A 19,018-nucleotide genomic window follows, 5' to 3' on the forward strand; every position below is an offset into this window, starting at 1 on the left:
ACTACTCGCTCACAAAACGCTTTAAATCATAAAACATTAAACGAGTTTCGTCATTCTTATCCTTCTCAGTAATAAAATCAAAACCTGACTTTTGATAGAAAACAATAGCATCCTCATATGCATCCACTGTAATAAACCGACACCCCGTCCGATTCCCATGAGTGAATAAATATTTGATAAAACGTATAATATCTTTTCCCAAACCTTGTTGCGCATATTCAAGGGACACTGCCAATCGTCCAATCTTTACCGCTGGATAATGTTTTCGCCTTTTAGGATTAGGTATGCGTCGGCTCAACTTATTCCATACTGAGTTTTGTTCCGGATCAGACGATATTTTATCATTCAATCAACTGAAATAAGCAACAGTTTTATTTGTAGATAAATCTTCTAGCAAATAGGTTACCGCCATCAGGTCGACCAAATATTTTCGGGCATCATCCAATAAAAAACCGTTTAAGTCCTCATCCTTGCACTTAAACGGTTTTATCTCTGTATCTACCTTTAGCAGTATAAAATTAAAATCTTCAAAAGCTATCTTCTACAAAGTAAATGAAGCAATGGCCTTGAATTTCTCGAAAGCATTTTTTGCAGCTTCCTTTTCCTCTTTAGACTCTGGTTTTATATTGGCAATCTTTTCAGAAAAATGTTTAGCATCTTTCCCTGTCAAAACCGGAGTTTCTTTAATTGGTTTAGCCATAGCATAATCTATATTATGGTGCAAAGATAATGCTTTTATTTCGGAATAGAATAATTAACGTCGCTTTTAAAGTTACAAAGTAAGTTTATTAACCAACGAAAGCCCGGCGGATCGTTCCGTCGGGCTTTGTTTGTGTCTGTTTTCACTCTTCACAGAGGTAGAACAGAAGAACTTTATTTCATTACTTTAGTATTAATATTTACCGCTTGTTCGCCTGTCACAGGGTAATTGGAGTTCGATATCACCTCGCGGTAAATTTAGAATTATTTTGATTATAAATATTTCTTATAAGAGAGACGCAGCTTAGTACGCCTCCCTATATGAATCTTATTTTACAATAGCTTTAACAGCAGCTTCGCCTTCAACTGTAACGATTACTACACCTGCAGGAGCAGAGATTGTAGCGTTATCAGAAGAAACAACTGTACTAGCTACAGTCTGACCTAATACATTAGCAACTGTTACAGTCTTACCTGCTGCGTTCAATACCTGAACACCACCTTCTACAGTTACAACCTTAACAGCAGAAACAGCTTCGATTGCATCATTTGAAGTAGGTACGTCATTACCTTCAGACAATGTGAAGATCTGAGCATCACGCATGATTTCGTCGATATCACCTTTATCTCCTTCATGATCTTCAGATGAACCTGTTGTTGCAGTGTGGCGTGCAATAACCGGGCAACCGTTCTGTACTTTAATCCATCCACCTGTGAATGAACCTGCTGCTGCACGTTCTGATTCGATGAAGAAGTTTTCTTCGTCACCTCTGTTGATCAGACGCAAAGAGAATGTATAAGGTGAGTCTAATGTTACAGGAGTCAATTTAGCCAACTTAGCAGGATCGATAACACCACCTTTTTCTTCAGCAACCTTCAGGCTTGCAAGAGTAACATCTTGTTTCAAAGGATCGTTAGACAGGATATAAAGTTTACCATCCTGATAAATACCTTCTACGAAGCCCAGACGATCATAGCTTTCAAATTTGTAATCCTTACCATAATTTTTCATATTGATCAGGAAGCGACCTGTCATATAACCTTTATAAGGATCAGCATGTCCACAAGGATCTGTTACTTCGTAACCATGAATATCACACCAGTAACCATCAGCAACAGTTGCTGTATCTACAGCGAACAAGAACTCAGGCATAATTCCAGCATGATCAGAAACTTTGAATGAAGCCATTGAAGGATTGTAACCTTCAGCCTGGTGAACACCTTCAGATGTTAATCCAAGGAATCCGAATGTTTCATTTCCATTTCCTTCATACAGATATTCGTTAGCAGCACCTCTCTTCAAGAAGAACTTAACAGTCTTGTCAGCTGTCAGATCACGATACAACTGTACATCAAGAGGAGCGATAGCAAATGTTGTGCTAGGCTGACTAGGGATGTTGTCCAACTCATCATAAGCCAATTTGGCTGTAGATTCCAAAGAAGCCTGGCTTACAGCTGTGTTAGCAGTACCACTAACAGTTTCTGCCTTGATCAGTACATAAGTTTCAGTATTATCTTCACCCATTATTTCATCTGACTTGAAGAAGAATACAGCTTTTTCCAAACCGGCAGCATCACCTTCAGTTTCAGTCATAGCCTTGTAGTAAGTCGGTCTACCGCTTTCAACCAACTGATAGATCCAAGTCTTATCGTTGTCTACCAATGTATTATCCAACACTTTTACATTGTATGCTTTTCTTGACAAAGCAGGCAGATTACCAACCTTATTACCGAATGGAACTGTAGCTACTTCAACAAATTCATAGCTGCTACTCTGTTCTGCAGAAGGAACAAAGAACTTATCATCTACGTTCAGGAAGTGTTCGCTTACCAAGTTGTCGTTCAATTCGAATGTGAATTTCTTAACCAACAAGTCACCACCTGCATTATAGTAACCATGTTCTGCTTTTTCCAAAGCATTTTTATCTGTAACTTCAGCGATAGTATAAGCTTCACGATTATTCAATTTAGAGTCAGCAAGACCTGTGTAATTTTCATCGATAATGAAGTATTTACCATCTTTTACATAAAGCTGTCCATCAAATACAGAAGCTCCACTAGCCATATCAAATTCGCGGTTCTCGATAATAACCTGCTCGTTACCTTTCTTCCCGAATGTCCACATAGTTGCAGGCATGTTGTCGTAGTTCTGATTATCTGTCGGAACATCCCACTGCATCTTACCAGCAAAGTTACATACGATATATTCTTTATCTTCTTTGTTCTTAATCTGATTCAGCTTATCGTAAGTTAATTCCGCACGTTTCAGGTAAGAGAACTTCTGTTCGATAGAAGCCTTAACAGCAAAACCGTCTTTTGAAGCCGGAGCTACAGTGATCACATTTTTACCATTTGCTAATTTTGTTATTGTGAAAGATACTGATTTTTCGTCGTAATCTTTTACAGCAGCATTAACAACAGAGTTGGCTGAAGTAATATAGCGAATACCAGAACCTGCGGCAGTTTCTTCTCCCTTCACTGTAAATCCATTGGCAGCCTTACATGATGCAAACGCAATTCCTCTATTATATTCATCATCTGTCATGATACCGGCATTCAGCGGTTCGATAAACAGACTGTCATTTGTCGGGAAATAAGTTGCACGGAACATTGTACGCGCCAGCAAGTTATTAGTCGTTCCCGGTTTTACATCTGCTACAACTTTCACACTTGGAGATACACTAGGGAGTTTATCTTCTTCATAGCGTTCAGTACTAATCTGCAAATATTTTGTAGGATCACTCTTCAACTGGAATGACAAATTGAAGTTCGCATAAGGAACACCGAAAGTAGTAGACGGATCAGCAACCAAACTTTGTACCGCAACATATTCTTGCTCCAAAACATCTGCACCTATCACATCCTCTTCCTCAACTGTAAATTTGAAGTTGCCCTTACCGTCAGCATCCAAACGATTGTTGAAATCTTCTTTAGTCATAAAGAAAGGAGCAGCAACTACCGGTTTGATTTCCAAACCATCTACATCATTCGGATTGGAAGGAAGAGCATCAATATGAACAGCTACTAATGATGTTACCGTTGCATCTGCATTAGTAGTAGTCTTAACGGCATAACCATTATTCTTTAATGCACCATTGATTGCATCGTTATCAATAGTAGAAGTTGCTTTCTTCAAAGTCATTACCAACTTTTTAGAAGCATCAGCAGGATCTGTGTAAACAGAATACAATTTGGTCCAACCCATTACCTGAGCACCATTATTATTCAGATACCAGTTCCATTCGTTAATACCTTTGCTCAGATATTCCACGTTAGCATCTTGAGCCAAAGTCTGGTCGAAAGACAATTCATAACCGGTTTCTTTATTTACAAACGTAAATTTACCACCGCTCACACCATCTTCAGCCGTATATTTGATCTTCCACAAAGATGCTGTTAAAGGAGCCTTACCGTTTTCATTCTTTTCAACAACGCGCAAATAGATTTTACCTGTTTTTGTATCGCGTTCCTGAATCAGGACATCAGCAATAGGAGTAGAATCGTCATTTACTTCCAACTGATACCAAAGACCTTCCTCAACCTGTTTTACATCCTTTACCCAAGGAGCACCAGTAACAGTCTTCAACCAACCGTTAGCCGGATCAAGTACCGGGTTTTTATTCCCTGCAATGTTTGTATAGCCAGTCTGACCCAGGCGATACTCAAAATCAGTACCTGCATCATAAGTCTGCGCAGCTACTGATCCGGTCACCAAGGCGGCAGCCATCAAAGTAAAAAACTTTTTGTTCATAATCAATAAATTTAATATTAATAATAGTGTTATAAAAGTCTGTACAGAGGATACGTCAAAATGTCATAAATTGTTAAATGACGAGTTTAAACGTTCCTTTTTTCTAGTCACGTTTTTTCTCTTCTTTTGCTTTCGTATAAAAAAGGATGAATTTTGTACTAACTTCGTTATTGTATTGATAAGAAAGGATATAGAAAAGAAAAAAATATTTGGAAAAAGATTGGAGGTTCAAAAGAATGTTGTAATTTTGCTGGCGAGAAAAAAGGAACCTTTTTTTTAGTCAGTCTTTTCTACTTCTCTAACTATTAATAATCATAATTTACAAGCACTTTTCGAGCCCAGTAGAATAAACTGTTTTCTTCAATACCCTTCCAACGGGTGCTTACCCGTCAGAATCCCGATGCCTACTCGTTTTCGGGGCGATAACTATCCGTTTCCAAAAAGGCCGTTTTAGGCCGGTGAAATGTTAATGAGTCTCACGAGTGTCACGAGTCTCACCCCCATTTTTCATTTTTTGACATTTTTGCCTTTTTCTGTCTTGCGGTAGTAACCGGTTGATACTAAAACGACAAGGCTATATTCTTGTGCTTTTTTCAACATACGGAACACACTCGAACGGCTAATTCCCCGGACACCGGCCTCATCGATTATATCCGACGTCTTAAACTCATCCGGCATCACATCGAACAGGTCGACCTGCGCATCCGGCAACTTATGACGCTGATCCGTATCGCTATGCTTCAACGACGTGCTCACCAGCAACGAATGACTCAGGCAGCGGGTCCCGATATGGAAAGCGATATCGAAATCGTCATCCAAAATCTCGATTTCTTCCGCCGTACTCTTCGTTTCACCCTTGCGGATTCCCGTCAGTGTCATCGCTATACGGAAGATAATCAAGCGATGGCGCAACACAACCGAAGCAACATCATCGTTCCCGAATACGCGTACATTATTATATTCACGTTCAAAGTAACGGTCAAGCCTTTTACGCTGCTTATCAGAAAAGACAACGAAGGTCGGAGACTTCTCCAGATGCACCGCCATATCAAGTACCCGTTGCCCCAGCCTTTCAAAATAACGCACGCTGCACATCGTATCGTCGACCGATGTAAGCGGTTGATAGTCGGCACGGCCGGTTATACGGTAAATCAGCAGACGGCTATAAAGGCCGCTCTCGGCCGAAGGGATCAGCTTCAACAACATGCCTGGGGTACCCGTTGCCAGAAAACCCAATTCGGGAAACTCAATAAAAGAAGTCCCGTTGGTTTTCGATGAACAGCCGATCCGTTCATATTGGAAAGCCTGGTTCAACACATAACTATACCCTCCGAAGTCCTGCATAATCGTATTGTTTACCGATTCGAGTTCTGTCTCATACAAAAACGAAACATAAGGACTGTTCACATCCAACTGCTCGATCATACGCGCCGTTGTCGTGTAACCACTCATATGCAAACGCTTCTGACAGACCGGCACCGGCTCTTCCGGAGGAAGTCCTACCGGCTTCTTTCCTTCCGCGGCACGTACCTGCGCCTTATTAAAGTTGCTTCTTCAACATGCCGCTGACACCCGGCATGATGGTACTGAGCACGGTCAGCGAAGAGAGGACCATCAGGACATATTCCCGATCGTCGGCAGCCACCTTCAGGACGTCCGAAAGTAGTCCGGGAAAACGGTCGATCACCGCCCTGTCGAAGTGAGGCAAACCGACTTCATCCGGATCAATATCAAAGCCTAGAGACGAATCTCCCTCAACAGTCGGATTTTCAGAAATGGGGGTGAGACTCGTGACACTCGTGAGACTCTTCCGGCCGGTGGAAGCCGTCGGAGGGCACCAGGGATTGCTGCCGTGCGACGAGCGGTAACGGCGATACACGTCGGCCACCTCTTTATAAAAAGCATCCGGATCATAGCTGGCAAAGCAACCGCGGTTGGCATCCTTGCCGGAGATATCCACCGTTACACCGGGAAGGTCTTTCTCGATCATCGCCCGCACCTGTTCGAATGCTTGCAGATGATGTTCCTGATCGCTGTCCACCAGCACGAAGAGTTTGTTTCCCGTATGGGAAGGACTGATATGCCCGGCTTTCACATAACCAAGTTGCGCAGCCTGGCTAAGAATTTGCTCAGGTGGCAACAGCACATCATCAAGATCGAAGCAGATGCAACCGGAGTAACGAACCATATGTTCGAGTTTACGGCCTCCAGCTTGGCTTTCAGTTCGCGGGAGGTGCGTATCCATTCCCACATACGTTTATAGGCAACAACCGGCGTGTGGCCGGGGAAATACAGTTGGGCGAATCCCGTTACGCCATAGGCTCTCCTCCAGGAAAAAACTTCTGTTTTTTTTATCTTCCATAATTATTTATAAATTATAATATTAACACACCACAATACAAGCATTATATCAATACGTTGTTCCGCAAAAGACGAATATTTATCAAATAAAAAATACATACTGAACATTACGCACCATCCCACAGCCTCCCATGAAGGCAAATGCCTGTATTATCTTTGCAATGTAGTTCAGAAACAAGCTCTTATTACACTAACCCTTAAACATTTAACAGTATGTCAGTAAAGTACAAGCTAGTCTTGAAAAAAGACCTTACCAAAGGAGCGGCAGCGGATGCGAAACGTTATTACGCCTCCGCTCCGGTGAGCGGAATGATGGATTTCGACTCCATCTGTGAATTGATAGCCGACCGTTCCACAGCGAGCGATGGCGACGTGGCACTGGTTGTTCTCGGTCTGATTCGTGCGATGGAAGAAGCTTTACTCCGCAACGAAGTTGTTCAACTTGGAAGACTAGGTAATTTCCGGTTGTCGATCGGTAGTTCCGGAACAGTCGAAGAAAAAGATTTTCAAGCCAACATGATCCGTAAACCGAAAATCATCTTCACCCCCGGCGATAAGCTACGCGCCATGATCGAAAAAGTAAGCCTCGAACGCATCGGCAAGGAGCCGGAAGCGCCGGAAGAAGGCGGAAGCGACCGCCCGGAAATTGAGTAATTTTTAATTTTCAATCTTCAATTAAAAAGTATGACAGCACAACAAATCAGCTTCGTCAAGAACTCCCTGCAGGCCGCCGTGTCTGCGGGAGCCTCTTTCAACATGAATCCTACCGTGATACTGGCACAGGCTGCCTTCGAAAGCGGATGGGGAATGAGCAAACTGGCAACGGGCAGCAACAACTATTTCGGTCTGACGGCCTACGGTTGCAGTAACCAGTACTGGCACGGTAGCAAAACAACGGTGAACACCGGCAGTTACTCCCTGGATTTCCGCCGGTACGACACCCGCGAAAATTCCTTTCTCGACTTCGCCCGCCTGATCCGCAACAACTACCGTACCGCCTGGCAGGCCAGCAACAATCCGGAAGCCTATGCCCGCGAGATAGCCTACAGCCCGTATATCAGCGAACTAAACGGCGACGACCGCGAAACCTACCGCCAAAGCCTGGTCCAGATAGAGAAGACGGTACGGGCGATTGTTGAGATTATTGTTTAATCATTCATTTAATCCAAAAACAACCATGTCCAAATTCAAACGAATCATCGAATTCATTCTTGCTTTGCTTAATTTTTTGTTTCATTTCAAACCGTCAACAGATGATAAAACGGCTATCGGTACTAAAACTTATCCCAACCCTGCTGCTCCGCCTGGCACGGAAAGGGATCACCCTGTATTTGAAACTATCCCTTAGGATACGGCTGCGGCTGCCATAGGGATAAGGCTGCCGGTCAACGCCTCCCGAAGGCTGGCCGGTGGCCTTTTTATTTTTAATAACATCTTTTTACCCCCTCATTTTTTTCAGGTTCTACAAGGTTATCTCATTCTGTTTACCTACTTTTGCAGACTGATATAAATATATATGTAGGATTGTATGAAAACACTGGAAAGATTAGTTGCAGAAAAATTATTAAAGATTAAAGCCGTTAAATTACAACCGGCAAATCCGTTCACTTGGGCTTCAGGCTGGAGATCACCCATTTATAATGATAACAGAAAGACGCTTTCTTATCCGGCTGTTCGTAGTTTCATCAAATTGGAACTGGCACGCGTAATCAGCGAAAAATATGAAAACGCAGATGCTATCGCAGGTGTAGCCACAGGGGCTATTGCACAGGGTGCATTAGTAGCCGATTTGCTTGGACTTCCATTTGTTTATATTCGTGCTACCCCAAAAGATCACGGACTGGAAAACCTGATCGAAGGTGAACTGAAACCGGGTTCGAAAGTTGTCATCATCGAAGACTTGGTATCGACCGGAGGAAGCAGTCTGAAAGCCGTACAAGCAGTACGTAATTTCGGTTGCGATGTGGTCGGTATGGTTGCTATCTTTACATATGGATTCCCTGTTGCTGTAGAAGCATTCAAAGATGCAAAAGTACAGTTGACAACCTTGAGCAATTACGATGCAGTCCTGGAAGAAGCCGTACGCACGGATTATATCGACGAATCCGAAATTTCAATCCTCCAAGAATGGCGTAAGGATCCCTCAAACTGGAATCCTGGTGTTTAATCATAAATGACCCGGAATGACAGAATTTGTAAGTGAGATCAAAACGATCCCCTATAACGAGGATCGTGTCTATGCAATGCTGTCCGACCTTTCCAACCTGGAACGGGTGAAGGACCGCATTCCACAAGATAAAATCAAAGACTTCGAGTTCGACAGCGACTCTTGCAGTTTCGCTGTCGATCCCGTAGGTAAAATAACTTTTCAGATCGTAGAACGCGAACCGAGCAAAACGATCAAATTTACTACTACCAATTCGCCCGTGCCACTCTTCCTGTGGATTCAACTGAAACAGGTGGAAGAAGCCGACACGCGATTGAAAATGACGATACGCGCCGATCTGAACCCGTTTATCAAACCGATGGTATCAAAACCGTTGCAGGACGCTCTCGACAAAATATCAACTGTGATTGCCTCCCTGCCCTATTAATTCTCCGCATTATGGCTCAGAAACTTTGGGAAAAAAATGTACAGGTAGACAAGGAAGTCGAAACATTTACCGTAGGTAAGGACCGCGAGATGGACCTTTACCTGGCTAAATACGACGTTCTTGGCTCGATGGCTCATATAACGATGCTGGAAAGCATCGGGTTGCTCGCAAAAGAAGAACTGACGGTTCTGCTGGCGGAGCTGAAAAACATCTATGCCGTGGCCGACCGCGGTGAGTTCGTGATCGAAGAGGGCGTGGAAGACGTCCATTCGCAGGTGGAACTGATGCTGACACGCCGCCTGGGCGATATCGGCAAGAAGATACATAGCGGACGTTCGCGCAACGACCAGGTGCTGCTGGATTTGAAACTGTACACGCGTGCACAAATCCGGGAGTTGGTAGAACTGACGAACGGCTTGTTCGAGGTGCTGATCAGCCAGAGTAACCGTTACAAAGAAGTGCTGATGCCGGGGTATACGCATTTACAGATTGCGATGCCTTCATCGTTCGGCCTGTGGTTCGGGGCGTATGCCGAGAGCCTGGCGGATGATTTGCAGATGATGCAGGCAGCCTATAAGGTTTGCAACCGTAACCCGCTGGGTTCGGCAGCCGGATACGGTTCGTCTTTCCCGCTGAATCGCCAGATGACAACCGACCTGCTGGGCTTCGACTCGATGGACTACAACGTTGTCTATGCACAGATGGGACGCGGCAAGATGGAACGTACGGTAGCTTTCGCTATGGCGGGCATTGCCGCAACGCTTTCAAAACTGGCCTTCGATGCTTGCATGTTCAACAGCCAGAACTTTGGATTCATCAAATTGCCGGACCAGTTTACGACGGGTTCGAGCATCATGCCGCATAAGAAGAATCCGGACGTATTCGAACTGACGCGCGCAAAATGTAACAAGATACAGGGCCTTCCGCAGCAGATTACATTAATATGCAACAACCTGCCGTCGGGGTATTTCCGCGACTTGCAGATTATCAAAGAGGTGTTCCTGCCTGCTTTCGACGAACTGAAGGATTGTATCCGCATGGTAACGCACATGATGCGCGAAGTGAAGGTGAACGACCATATTCTGGAAGATGACAAATATGCCTTGCTGTTCAGCGTAGAAGAGGTGAACCGCCTCGTATTGGAGGGTGTACCTTTCCGCGACGCTTACAAACAGGTCGGTCTGAATATAGAAGCGGGCAAATTCACTCCGAATAAAGCGGTCAGCCATACGCACGAAGGTAGTATCGGTAATCTATGCAATGATAGTATTTCTGCTCTGATGCAAAATATTATTGACGGTTTCTCGTTTAGTAAAGTAAACGAAGCAGAAAAGGAACTGTTAGCATAATTATATGAAAAGAATATTTTTTTGTTTGGTAGTACTGTTGGCGATGTCGTGCAATAAGGTAAACGTCTCGAACATTCCTTATGCACGGGTATATCTGGAACTGGATTTGACCTACAAAGACAAGGACCTGGTAGGTGCTCTTAATTTTAAAGAAATAACATCTACCAGCGGTCAGAACTACGGTACGCAACTCGGATATTCGGGAGTACTGGTAGTTAGCGGATTCGATTCCAGCGGTAACACCAAGTATTATGCCTATGACCTCTGCTGTCCTCACGAAGCAAATAAAAATACAATGGTCAAAGCTGACAATACCGGCTGGGCAGAATGCCCCAAGTGCGGAACCAAATACGAAATAGCGTATGGTACTGGAACTCCGTCAGATGGCCCGTCAGAATTTGCATTAACGAGATTCGATGTCACTCAGCAGGGGAACAAATTATTAATCCGGTATTAAAAAAATCATCCTCTAAAGAGATTTTTTTAGTCAAATGTTTGCAAATACAAAAATTTCGTCTACCTTTGCACACGCAAACGAAAACAATGCGGAAGTAGCTCAGTTGGTAGAGCATAACCTTGCCAAGGTTAGGGTCGCGGGTTCGAGTCCCGTCTTCCGCTCATCTCTAAGAGAAGGGATGCTCGAATGGTGGAATCGGTAGACACGAAGGACTTAAAATCCTTTGGCCATTGCGGCTGTGCGGGTTCAAGTCCCGCTTCGAGTACAGTTTGATTTAATTGCGGAAGTAGCTCAGTTGGTAGAGCATAACCTTGCCAAGGTTAGGGTCGCGGGTTCGAGTCCCGTCTTCCGCTCGCTTCCAAAAGGCCTCGGTATTGCTTGCAATATCGGGGCTTTTTATTTTGCAAAAAGAGATAATAAAAAAGCCCCGCTCTAAATGCGAGGCCGTATGTCAGAACGAAGATGCTACTTGTTTTTCCAATGCTTCTTTTATAAATGCATTTATAGAAATCCCTGCTTGTTTAGCCAGCATGGCTATTTTATTATGAATTTCGGGCGAAATACGCACATTCAAAGAACCTGAATAGCTTTTATGAGGCTCAATGCCTTCCTCTTCGCAATATGCCAGATAATCATCTACAGCCTCTTGAAAAGCCTTCCGTAATTCACTCACGCTTTCTCCCTCGAAATTCACAAGTGCATTAATGCCTTCTACCTTTCCAAAGAAGACATTATCTTTCTCGCTGAAATTAACAGAGCCGATATAATCTTTATAAGTTAATGTATTCATCGTAGCCTCCTTCATTTAATAAATCCTGCATCAATCAAATCATTTAATACCTGCTTCATAGCGTATGCCTTAATAATATTGCCCGGATGCGGCTTATGCAGCATGATCGGACGTTTATCCTTATTCTTATAAACCACCCTCGAACCAGACGTTTTGCCTTTATTCGATTTTTCATAGCCAAAACATTTTAAAAGCTTTTCTAATTCATCAAATGTGAAATCTGACGGTAAAGCCTTAAAACGTTCTATAAGTTTTTCTTTAGTCCCCATTTGGTTAATCTTTTTGCAAATGTAACTATTAATTAGTTGCAAACAATATCATACTTACAATTTAACAAAAAGGGCCATAGCATTTCTGCCACAGCCCCTCCTTCATAGACACACCAATATTTATAACTATCGTATAAATATCTTCTTTACCTCTCTATATGTCTTTTCTGAATAATCCATTAGACGCAAATATAAGAATTAATTCAACATTCCAATAACATTTCGGATGTAAGCGCTTAAAATTCGGCTTATAACAGTTATTTTGACGTTTTTTTCACAAACAATAAAAAAGCCCGGCCTGCAATCAGACCGGGCCCTATCTTTATCAGATACGAATTATTTTCCTTGTAAGCCGGCATCCATCGCGGCAGCAGCCTTACGACCGTCGCCCATGGCCAGGATTACGGTTGCACCACCACGAACGATGTCGCCTCCGGCATATACATCCGGCAAAGCGGAACGCATGGTATCCTGATCGACTACGATTGTTCCCCATTTGCTTACTTCCAGACCGCTGAAGGCACGCGGGATAAGCGGGTTGGGAGAAACACCGACGCTGACGATTACCTCGTCCACATCAATGGTATCGATGGCTCCTTCGATAGCCACCGGACGGCGACGTCCGGAAGCATCCGGTTCGCCCAGCTCCATCTTCTGCAAACGCATCTGTTTGACACGGCCTCTTTCATCGCCGATATATTCGATAGGATTATGCAGCGTCATAAATTCCACACCTTCTTCCTTGGCATGTTTTACTTCTTCCACACGGGCAGGCATTTCCTCTTCGCTACGACGGTAAACAATCATAGCACGTTCGGCTCCCAGGCGGCGGGCTGTACGTACAGAGTCCATCGCCGTGTTACCACCACCGATTACGGCCACTTTCTTGCCTTGCAATACCGGCGTATCGCTCTCCGGATTGGCGGCATCCATCAGGTTGACACGTGTCAGGTATTCGTTGGACGACATGACACCAATCAGGTTTTCGCCCGGTATATTCATAAAGTTAGGCAGACCGGCACCGCTGGCTGCAAAGAAGCCTTTGAAGCCTTCTTCATGCAGATCGTCATAACTGATAGTCTTTCCGACGATGCAGTTCGTGACGAACTTCACTCCCATCTTACGCAGGCCTTCGATTTCCACGTCTACAATCTTATTCGGCAAACGGAATTCGGGAATACCGTATTTCAATACGCCGCCAATCTCGTGCAGCGCCTCGAACACCGTCACGTCGTATCCGCGTTTTGCCATATCACCGGCAAAAGACAATCCGGCAGGACCGGAACCGATTACGGCGACCTTGATACCGTTCTTTTCTGCTACCTCCGGTACGGAGATATTGCCGCTCTCCCGTTCGTAGTCGGCTGCGAAACGCTCCAGATAACCGATAGCAACAGGAGCCTTTTTCATCTTCAAGTGGATACATTTGCTTTCGCACTGCTTTTCCTGCGGACATACACGGCCGCAAACGGCAGGCAGGGCACTGGTTTCTTTCAGGACCCTAGCCGCTTCCAGAAATTCACCCCGTTCGATATTCTTGATAAACGTCGGGATATTGATACTTACCGGACAGCCTTCCATACAGGTCGGATTCGGGCAGTCGAGGCAGCGTTGTGCCTCCTGCATGGCCTGTTCCTTCGTCAATCCCAGGTTTACCTCTTCCAGGCGGGTATGACTACGGTATTCGGCATCCAGTTCATTCATTTCTACACGGGGAATATCCGTGCGTTCTTTATTTTTTTTGCTTTTGCGCAGTTCTTCTCTCCAGGGTTCGGAACGGCGGGCTGCAATTAATTCTGCTGTTGTCATTTGTTTCAGTGGTTATTTCTTTTCAATATCTTTATAAGCACCCAGACGCATAAGCATCTCATCGAAATCAACCTGGTGGGCATCGAACTCCGGTCCGTCCACACAGACAAACTTGGTCTTTCCGCCTACCGTGATACGGCAAGCACCACACATGCCGGTTCCGTCTACCATGATCGTGTTCAACGAAGCGACAGTAGGTATCTCATATTTCTTTGTAAGGGCTGAAACGAATTTCATCATGATGGCCGGGCCGATGGTTACACAAAGGTCTACCTTCTCACGGTTGATGACACTTTCTACGCCGTTTGTTACCAGTCCCTGGGTACCGTATGAGCCGTCGTCGGTCATAACGATCACTTCGTCTGAGTTTGCACGCATCTGTTCTTCCAGAATCACCAGGTCTTTCGTACGGGCTGCCAGAACAACGATCACCCGGTTGCCAGCCTTATGAAAAGCCTCAACGATAGGCAGCAGCGGGGCTACACCTACACCACCTCCGGCGCAAACTACGGTACCTACCTTTTCGATATGGGTAGCCTGTCCCAGCGGACCTACCAGGTCGGTAATATAATCGCCTACGTTCAAATCGCAGATCTTCTTGGATGAACCGCCTACAGCCTGAATCACAAGTGTGATGGTTCCTTTCTGAGTATCTGCACCTGCAATGGTTAAAGGGATACGTTCACCTTTCTCTCCCACCTTCACGATCACAAAGTGACCGGCTTTGCGTGAGCGGGCAATCAGAGGAGCCTCCACTTCCAGCTTCACGACATTGGCAGAGAAATGTTCTTTACTTACAATTTTATTCATTCTAATCGCTACTGTTGATAGTTTATTTTGTTGATTTGCTTGCAAAAATATATCAAAAAAGTGAATCTATTAGTATTTTGCCAAAGAAAAAGGCTTTATTCGAACAATCCTTCGTCGCGAAGCAGCATTAAAATCGCCGAATGGGGCACGATCAGGAACTTTTCGTCGTTAAACTTAATCTCGTAGGCGGCATTCTGCAGATAAACAGCCAGATCGCCTTCGTGCGCCTGCAAAGGCAGATAATGGACGGCTTCGTCTTCCTTCTTCTCCCATACTTCATGCTCTTCCTTCTGCGAAGGTAGCGGAAAACCGGGACCTACCTTGATGATATAGCCGCTTTGTATCTTCTCCTGCTGTACGGTGGGCGGCAGGTAAAGGCCTGATTTAGTCTGACTCTGCGGATTCTTCGGCTTGATAAGCACCTTGTCGCCTATCATGATGAATTTGTCTATGTCTTTTTGGTCGATTGATAATTGCATAATTACTGAATAAATAGAATTAATAAATGAGAACAAATCTACAAAATATCTTTATATACGAGACGAATAAGTATAAAAAACGGCCATAGGCATTGCCTGACTCTTCTTTATTCTTATATTACGCCAACTTTATAACAGACTACAACATGAAAACATTACCTCTTCTATTTTTTACTTTTTTCCTGGCAACCGGTTGCTCAGGTACGAAAAAAGATTCCGCCGCACAACCGGATAACGGAGAAGAAACGGCAGAAACAACAATACAGCCGGCCGCTCCCATCTGGTATGAAGGAGAAAAACCTATCTTTTTTAATGTAGAAGAGAATTATCCGGAAACGAATATCCGCCTGAGCGATCTCTCCGATGCGTTGTATATACCACTGGAGACCAACGACAGTACGCTTCTGAGGCAAATCGGGACATGCGAGGGCAACGAATATTTGCTGACTAACGACTTCATCTACGCACAAGAAGAGCAAGCGGCTATTTATATATTCAAAAGAGACGGCAGCCTGGTCCGGAAAATCGACCATAAGGGCAGAGGACCGGGCGAATACAGCTATATAAGCAGCTATGCCGTCGATACCCTCCGGAAAGAGATCTTCGTTCAGGATGCCAACCTAAAGAAAGGATGCACGTATGTCTACGACCTCGAAGGGAACTTCAAACGTACCTTCCTCAACAAAGCGAAAGAGATCACGATCCTCAACGACTCGCTCCTGCTCAATTATTTCAGATACAATCCGGGAGGTCCGCGCTATTCGGTCGTCCGCAAAGAAGACGGAAGCACGGTAAAAAAATTACCGATCCGCTTCCCAACCCAACTGCCTCACGATAGCCACGGGCGCCTGGCCTACGGAAGCCTGGTAAAGAGCCCTAAAGGGGCCTTTATGGCTAATTTGGGCAATGATACCATCTTTGAAATCCGGCAAGACTTGCAGGTCATTCCGCGTATCATCGACCAAAGCAAATATCCCACCACTTTTGCCCAGGTGCATCCGACGATCGAGACCGAGCGCTACCTGATGTTCTATATCCTGCGTTGCCATTCGTATAAGCCGTATGTCGACGAGCATTACTACATCTATGACAAGAAAGACAACCAGATCTACAAGATGACCGACTATCCGGGCAATTCATACTGGACGCTGATGGACGATTATCCGCACATCACCAACTGGAACACAACACAGAATAGCAACATTGCCGTACGTACCCGTCAGGTCTACGCCTTACAGGAAGCCGAAGGTAAACATGGCGATGCCGAATTGAAAAAACTGATCGAAACACTCGATGACGATGCCAATCCGGTTTTACAGATCATGCTGTTCCACACGGTAGATCAGATAAAGAAGTAATCAGGCAGAGTGATCGTTTAAAATGCAAATAGCACGCAGATAACATAGATCGAGCAGATGAACACAGATTTATTAATTAAAATATCTGCGTCAATCTGCTCGATCTATGTTATCTGTGTTATCTGTTACGTTAAATGGAACGTCCCTTAAACACGTTAGACTGTTCGGTCGGATACAGGGTACCGGTAAATGAAATACGGTTGCTGTTGAAGTTAGGACTGACAGTGGCCGTACATTTGTTGGAGCCTTTCACCATGCGGAAAGTCACGTTTGCCGAAACGGCTACGCCTTGTACCATCATACTGAAAGTAATATTGCCTTTCTTATCGGTCTTCATTTCCACATTCGAAGCGTTTCCTTCTACAGTGATTCCGCCGATACCGTTAGGACCTGCGTAAGCTCCGTTGAATGCCAACTGGATAGTTGCGCGGTTGCCATCCATAGAGACGAAGTTGGTACTCGGAGTGACATAAACAAAACGTCCGCGTTTAAATTCCACACGATCGGCTTCGAGCACGAAGTCCTTGTCGTTAAGAGCCTGGACGGCTTGTTCGAACAATGCCATATTTTCAGCTTCTTCGGCTGCTTTACGGGCTTCTTTCTCTGCTTTCTTGGCAGCTTTCTCGGCTGCTTTATCCTGTTGTGCCATCATTGTCCCTGAACCGGCACTAAACAGCAGGACAGCTAGCAATAATAATACTCTTTTCATACTTCTATTCTTTTTAATTATTAATCGGATACTGAGATATTTTTGACGCGAATGATACAGATAACGCGGATTAAAACATCAATGTACATTTTTCTTAGCCAGGCCATCCGCGTCAAATATATCTCTTTTTGTATATATAGACAAATAACGTGCCGGTAAGTTCAATTTATCCCCTTACTTTTTATGTTTTTAACATGGTACCACAGGAAACCCCAGGCAGTTACGGCCGCAATGAAGTCTGAAAACGGCGAAGCGTACCACACCCCGTCCAGTCCCCACACATGCGGAAATGTCAGAAGGGCAGGAATCAGGAAAAGACACTGACGGCTCAGGCTCAGGAACATCGCTTTCCAGGCAATACCGATACTCTGAAAAAACTGGCTGATGGAAATCTGCGAACCGACCACCACGAAAACGAGCAGGCTGATGCGCAAACCGTTTGCCGTCACCTCAATCAGTTCGGGGTCGTTGGTAAAGGCCCGGGCTATTATTTCCGGAAACAGGACACTGCACAGACAACCGATCCCCATAATAACGGTCGATGTGATAATCACCAGCCACAAGGTATCCTGCACACGCTTATGCTGACCGGCCCCGTAGTTGAAGCCGACGATCGGCTGCATCCCCTGCGCAATACCGATAATCAACATCACCAGAAGCATCCCGACACTGGTGATGATACCGTTGGCCCCCAAAGCCAGGTCACCGCCATATTGTTTCAAGGCGTAGTTCTGGATAACGACAACCAGGCTACCCGCCAGCTGCATGGCGAAAGGCGAAACACCGATCGTCAGGATATTCCATACCACATGGCCCTCCAGTTTGAAAGTACCTTTATGGAAACGGACAATGCTGTCTTTCTGAATAAAATGGTTCATGACGAACAGGGTACTGAGCAGCATGGAGATGATCGTTGCAATAGCCGCCCCCCGGATACCCATATCCAGCCAGAAGATAAAGATCGGGTCGAGTATCACGTTGGCTATCGCTCCGATCAGCATGGTAAACATGGCCTTCTTCGGATAGCCGGATGCACGCATGACAGCGTTGAAACCAAAGCTGAGCGAAGTCAGGATCGTTCCGGGGACCACAATATTCAGGTAGTCTTTGGCATAAGGAATCGTTTGTTCGCTTCCGCCAAAGGCCAGCAGGAGGTCTTCCATCCAGATCATACAGGGGACGACCGTGATGATCGTAATAATGAATGTCAGCGTAAAAGCATTTCCCAGGACCTTTTCCGCCATCTCGTTTGCTTTCCGCCCCAGATGGATGGAGACACGGGTAGCCGCACCTGCCCCCACCAGCATACCGAATGCCTGCAAGAAGAGCAGGATCGGGAAGGTCAGCGTCAGTCCGGCAATAGCCAGCGCACCGACTCCCTGACCGATAAAGACACGGTCTACAATATTATACAAAGCATTTACCATCGTCCCGATCACCGCCGGGATAGCATACTGCAACAGCAGGCGGCTCACTTTCTCGTTCTCCAGCCGTCCGATTATTTCATTTGCCATAATTCATCTACACTTATCTTGTTATACTTTCGTTCTTCATTAATCGTATGCCCCGGAAAGCGATGCTTA

Annotated in this window: 20 protein-coding genes, 3 tRNA genes and 1 pseudogene; 10 read left to right on the forward strand and 14 right to left on the reverse strand. The window is 44.9% G+C overall.

Annotation, left to right across the window (positions count from 1 at the left end; translation table 11 throughout):
* Position 1 precedes the first annotated feature (1 nt).
* The 7 genes and pseudogenes from K6V26_RS17965 to K6V26_RS28645 form a co-directional block, all read right to left on the reverse strand.
* A complete protein-coding gene (locus K6V26_RS17965) occupies positions 2-349 on the reverse strand; it encodes a GNAT family N-acetyltransferase (RefSeq protein ID WP_224263475.1) in 348 nt (115 codons plus the stop codon).
* Positions 350-541: 192 nt separating this feature from the next.
* Entirely contained in the window at positions 542-700 is a 159-nt protein-coding gene (locus tag K6V26_RS17970; RefSeq protein ID WP_167754488.1) for a hypothetical protein, read from the reverse strand.
* A 327-nt stretch (positions 701-1,027) separates the two neighbouring features.
* A complete protein-coding gene (locus K6V26_RS17975) occupies positions 1,028-4,450 on the reverse strand; it encodes a DUF6383 domain-containing protein (RefSeq protein WP_224263476.1) in 3,423 nt (1,140 codons plus the stop codon).
* 507 nt (positions 4,451-4,957) lie between these two features.
* Positions 4,958-5,902, reverse strand: coding sequence for a DUF3987 domain-containing protein (locus tag K6V26_RS17980; RefSeq protein WP_394373095.1), 945 nt, complete (start codon positions 5,900-5,902; stop codon positions 4,958-4,960).
* Positions 5,903-5,990: 88 nt separating this feature from the next.
* The gene (locus K6V26_RS17985) at positions 5,991-6,617 is read right to left on the reverse strand and encodes a BT4734/BF3469 family protein (protein ID WP_262905184.1); all 627 of its coding nucleotides are present in this window, start codon (positions 6,615-6,617) and stop codon (positions 5,991-5,993) included.
* Positions 6,542-6,703 (reverse strand): hypothetical protein, encoded by a 162-nt coding sequence (locus K6V26_RS28575; RefSeq protein WP_262905192.1) that lies wholly within the window; start codon positions 6,701-6,703, stop codon positions 6,542-6,544. Before K6V26_RS28575 ends, K6V26_RS17985 begins: the two co-directional genes overlap by 76 nt.
* A 3-nt stretch (positions 6,704-6,706) precedes the next feature.
* Positions 6,707-6,805: pseudogene (locus K6V26_RS28645) on the reverse strand (DUF4248 domain-containing protein); the annotation flags it as partial.
* A gap of 219 nt (positions 6,806-7,024) precedes the next feature.
* Between K6V26_RS28645 and K6V26_RS17995 the strand changes: the two are divergent.
* The 9 genes from K6V26_RS17995 to K6V26_RS18035 all read left to right on the forward strand — a co-directional run bounded on the left by K6V26_RS17995 (position 7,025) and on the right by K6V26_RS18035 (position 11,564).
* Complete coding sequence (locus K6V26_RS17995; RefSeq protein ID WP_048315103.1) at positions 7,025-7,465, forward strand: HU family DNA-binding protein; 441 nt, start codon at positions 7,025-7,027, stop codon at positions 7,463-7,465.
* Positions 7,466-7,495: 30 nt separating this feature from the next.
* Complete coding sequence (locus tag K6V26_RS18000) at positions 7,496-7,963, forward strand: glucosaminidase domain-containing protein (protein ID WP_048315101.1); 468 nt, start codon at positions 7,496-7,498, stop codon at positions 7,961-7,963.
* A 376-nt stretch (positions 7,964-8,339) separates the two neighbouring features.
* Positions 8,340-8,978, forward strand: a complete 639-nt coding sequence (gene pyrE / locus K6V26_RS18005; RefSeq protein ID WP_007654984.1) for an orotate phosphoribosyltransferase — start codon at positions 8,340-8,342, stop codon at positions 8,976-8,978.
* A 16-nt stretch (positions 8,979-8,994) separates the two neighbouring features.
* Positions 8,995-9,405, forward strand: coding sequence for an SRPBCC family protein (locus K6V26_RS18010; RefSeq protein WP_048315099.1), 411 nt, complete (start codon positions 8,995-8,997; stop codon positions 9,403-9,405).
* Positions 9,406-9,416: 11 nt separating this feature from the next.
* Entirely contained in the window at positions 9,417-10,754 is a 1,338-nt protein-coding gene (gene argH, locus K6V26_RS18015; RefSeq protein WP_007654988.1) for an argininosuccinate lyase, read from the forward strand.
* A 4-nt stretch (positions 10,755-10,758) separates the two neighbouring features.
* Positions 10,759-11,211 carry a Rieske (2Fe-2S) protein gene (locus K6V26_RS18020; RefSeq protein ID WP_224263478.1) on the forward strand — a complete coding sequence of 151 codons (453 nt, stop codon included), beginning with the start codon at positions 10,759-10,761 and terminating at the stop codon, positions 11,209-11,211.
* Positions 11,212-11,299: 88 nt separating this feature from the next.
* Positions 11,300-11,372 (forward strand) — tRNA-Gly (locus tag K6V26_RS18025).
* A 19-nt stretch (positions 11,373-11,391) separates the two neighbouring features.
* Positions 11,392-11,476: transfer RNA gene (locus K6V26_RS18030), tRNA-Leu, on the forward strand.
* A gap of 15 nt (positions 11,477-11,491) precedes the next feature.
* Positions 11,492-11,564: transfer RNA gene (locus tag K6V26_RS18035), tRNA-Gly, on the forward strand.
* Positions 11,565-11,662: 98 nt separating this feature from the next.
* Here the strand turns inward: K6V26_RS18035 and K6V26_RS18040 are convergent.
* The 5 genes from K6V26_RS18040 to K6V26_RS18060 all read right to left on the reverse strand — a co-directional run bounded on the left by K6V26_RS18040 (position 11,663) and on the right by K6V26_RS18060 (position 15,368).
* Complete coding sequence (locus tag K6V26_RS18040; protein ID WP_007654992.1) at positions 11,663-12,001, reverse strand: type II toxin-antitoxin system HicB family antitoxin; 339 nt, start codon at positions 11,999-12,001, stop codon at positions 11,663-11,665.
* A gap of 11 nt (positions 12,002-12,012) precedes the next feature.
* Positions 12,013-12,270, reverse strand: coding sequence for a type II toxin-antitoxin system HicA family toxin (locus K6V26_RS18045; protein WP_224263479.1), 258 nt, complete (start codon positions 12,268-12,270; stop codon positions 12,013-12,015).
* A gap of 336 nt (positions 12,271-12,606) precedes the next feature.
* Entirely contained in the window at positions 12,607-14,079 is a 1,473-nt protein-coding gene (gene gltA, locus K6V26_RS18050; protein ID WP_010801954.1) for an NADPH-dependent glutamate synthase, read from the reverse strand.
* Positions 14,080-14,091: 12 nt separating this feature from the next.
* Positions 14,092-14,889, reverse strand: coding sequence for a sulfide/dihydroorotate dehydrogenase-like FAD/NAD-binding protein (locus tag K6V26_RS18055; protein WP_010801953.1), 798 nt, complete (start codon positions 14,887-14,889; stop codon positions 14,092-14,094).
* Between the two features lie 95 nt (positions 14,890-14,984).
* On the reverse strand, positions 14,985-15,368 hold the full coding sequence (locus K6V26_RS18060) for a co-chaperone GroES (protein WP_007654999.1): 384 nt from the start codon (positions 15,366-15,368) through the stop codon (positions 14,985-14,987).
* 146 nt (positions 15,369-15,514) lie between these two features.
* On the opposite strand from K6V26_RS18060, the gene K6V26_RS18065 reads away from it, so the two are divergent.
* Positions 15,515-16,726: a 6-bladed beta-propeller gene (locus K6V26_RS18065; RefSeq protein ID WP_224263480.1), complete on the forward strand. Its 1,212-nt coding sequence runs from the start codon at positions 15,515-15,517 to the stop codon at positions 16,724-16,726.
* Between the two features lie 130 nt (positions 16,727-16,856).
* On the opposite strand, the gene K6V26_RS18070 is transcribed toward K6V26_RS18065, so the two are convergent.
* Together K6V26_RS18070 and K6V26_RS18075 are read right to left on the reverse strand one after the other, a co-directional pair.
* Positions 16,857-17,435, reverse strand: a complete 579-nt coding sequence (locus tag K6V26_RS18070; RefSeq protein ID WP_010801951.1) for a DUF4251 domain-containing protein — start codon at positions 17,433-17,435, stop codon at positions 16,857-16,859.
* 161 nt (positions 17,436-17,596) lie between these two features.
* Positions 17,597-18,949, reverse strand: coding sequence for an MATE family efflux transporter (locus K6V26_RS18075; protein WP_007655003.1), 1,353 nt, complete (start codon positions 18,947-18,949; stop codon positions 17,597-17,599).
* Between the last annotated feature and the right edge of the window lie 69 nt (positions 18,950-19,018).

It is taken from the genome of Parabacteroides goldsteinii, from assembly GCF_020091425.1.
In the GTDB taxonomy this organism is placed as follows: domain Bacteria; phylum Bacteroidota; class Bacteroidia; order Bacteroidales; family Tannerellaceae; genus Parabacteroides; species Parabacteroides goldsteinii.

What these genes read in the sequence shown, in the direction of transcription:
- K6V26_RS18070 (WP_010801951.1), bottom strand. Translation starts at nt 17,435, where the DNA reads ATGAAAAGAGTATTATTATTGCTAGCTGTCCTGCTGTTTAGTGCCGGT.
- K6V26_RS18045 (WP_224263479.1), bottom strand. Translation starts at nt 12,270, where the DNA reads ATGGGGACTAAAGAAAAACTTATAGAACGTTTTAAGGCTTTACCGTCA.
- K6V26_RS18075 (WP_007655003.1), bottom strand. Translation starts at nt 18,949, where the DNA reads ATGGCAAATGAAATAATCGGACGGCTGGAGAACGAGAAAGTGAGCCGC.
- argH (WP_007654988.1), top strand. Translation starts at nt 9,417, where the DNA reads ATGGCTCAGAAACTTTGGGAAAAAAATGTACAGGTAGACAAGGAAGTC.
- K6V26_RS18060 (WP_007654999.1), bottom strand. Translation starts at nt 15,368, where the DNA reads ATGCAATTATCAATCGACCAAAAAGACATAGACAAATTCATCATGATA.
- K6V26_RS17995 (WP_048315103.1), top strand. Translation starts at nt 7,025, where the DNA reads ATGTCAGTAAAGTACAAGCTAGTCTTGAAAAAAGACCTTACCAAAGGA.
- gltA (WP_010801954.1), bottom strand. Translation starts at nt 14,079, where the DNA reads ATGACAACAGCAGAATTAATTGCAGCCCGCCGTTCCGAACCCTGGAGA.
- K6V26_RS18055 (WP_010801953.1), bottom strand. Translation starts at nt 14,889, where the DNA reads ATGAATAAAATTGTAAGTAAAGAACATTTCTCTGCCAATGTCGTGAAG.
- K6V26_RS17980 (WP_394373095.1), bottom strand. Translation starts at nt 5,902, where the DNA reads ATGAGTGGTTACACGACAACGGCGCGTATGATCGAGCAGTTGGATGTG.
- pyrE (WP_007654984.1), top strand. Translation starts at nt 8,340, where the DNA reads ATGAAAACACTGGAAAGATTAGTTGCAGAAAAATTATTAAAGATTAAA.
- K6V26_RS17970 (WP_167754488.1), bottom strand. Translation starts at nt 700, where the DNA reads ATGGCTAAACCAATTAAAGAAACTCCGGTTTTGACAGGGAAAGATGCT.
- K6V26_RS18000 (WP_048315101.1), top strand. Translation starts at nt 7,496, where the DNA reads ATGACAGCACAACAAATCAGCTTCGTCAAGAACTCCCTGCAGGCCGCC.
- K6V26_RS28575 (WP_262905192.1), bottom strand. Translation starts at nt 6,703, where the DNA reads ATGTGGGAATGGATACGCACCTCCCGCGAACTGAAAGCCAAGCTGGAG.
- K6V26_RS18020 (WP_224263478.1), top strand. Translation starts at nt 10,759, where the DNA reads ATGAAAAGAATATTTTTTTGTTTGGTAGTACTGTTGGCGATGTCGTGC.
- K6V26_RS17975 (WP_224263476.1), bottom strand. Translation starts at nt 4,450, where the DNA reads ATGAACAAAAAGTTTTTTACTTTGATGGCTGCCGCCTTGGTGACCGGA.
- K6V26_RS18065 (WP_224263480.1), top strand. Translation starts at nt 15,515, where the DNA reads ATGAAAACATTACCTCTTCTATTTTTTACTTTTTTCCTGGCAACCGGT.
- K6V26_RS18040 (WP_007654992.1), bottom strand. Translation starts at nt 12,001, where the DNA reads ATGAATACATTAACTTATAAAGATTATATCGGCTCTGTTAATTTCAGC.
- K6V26_RS18010 (WP_048315099.1), top strand. Translation starts at nt 8,995, where the DNA reads ATGACAGAATTTGTAAGTGAGATCAAAACGATCCCCTATAACGAGGAT.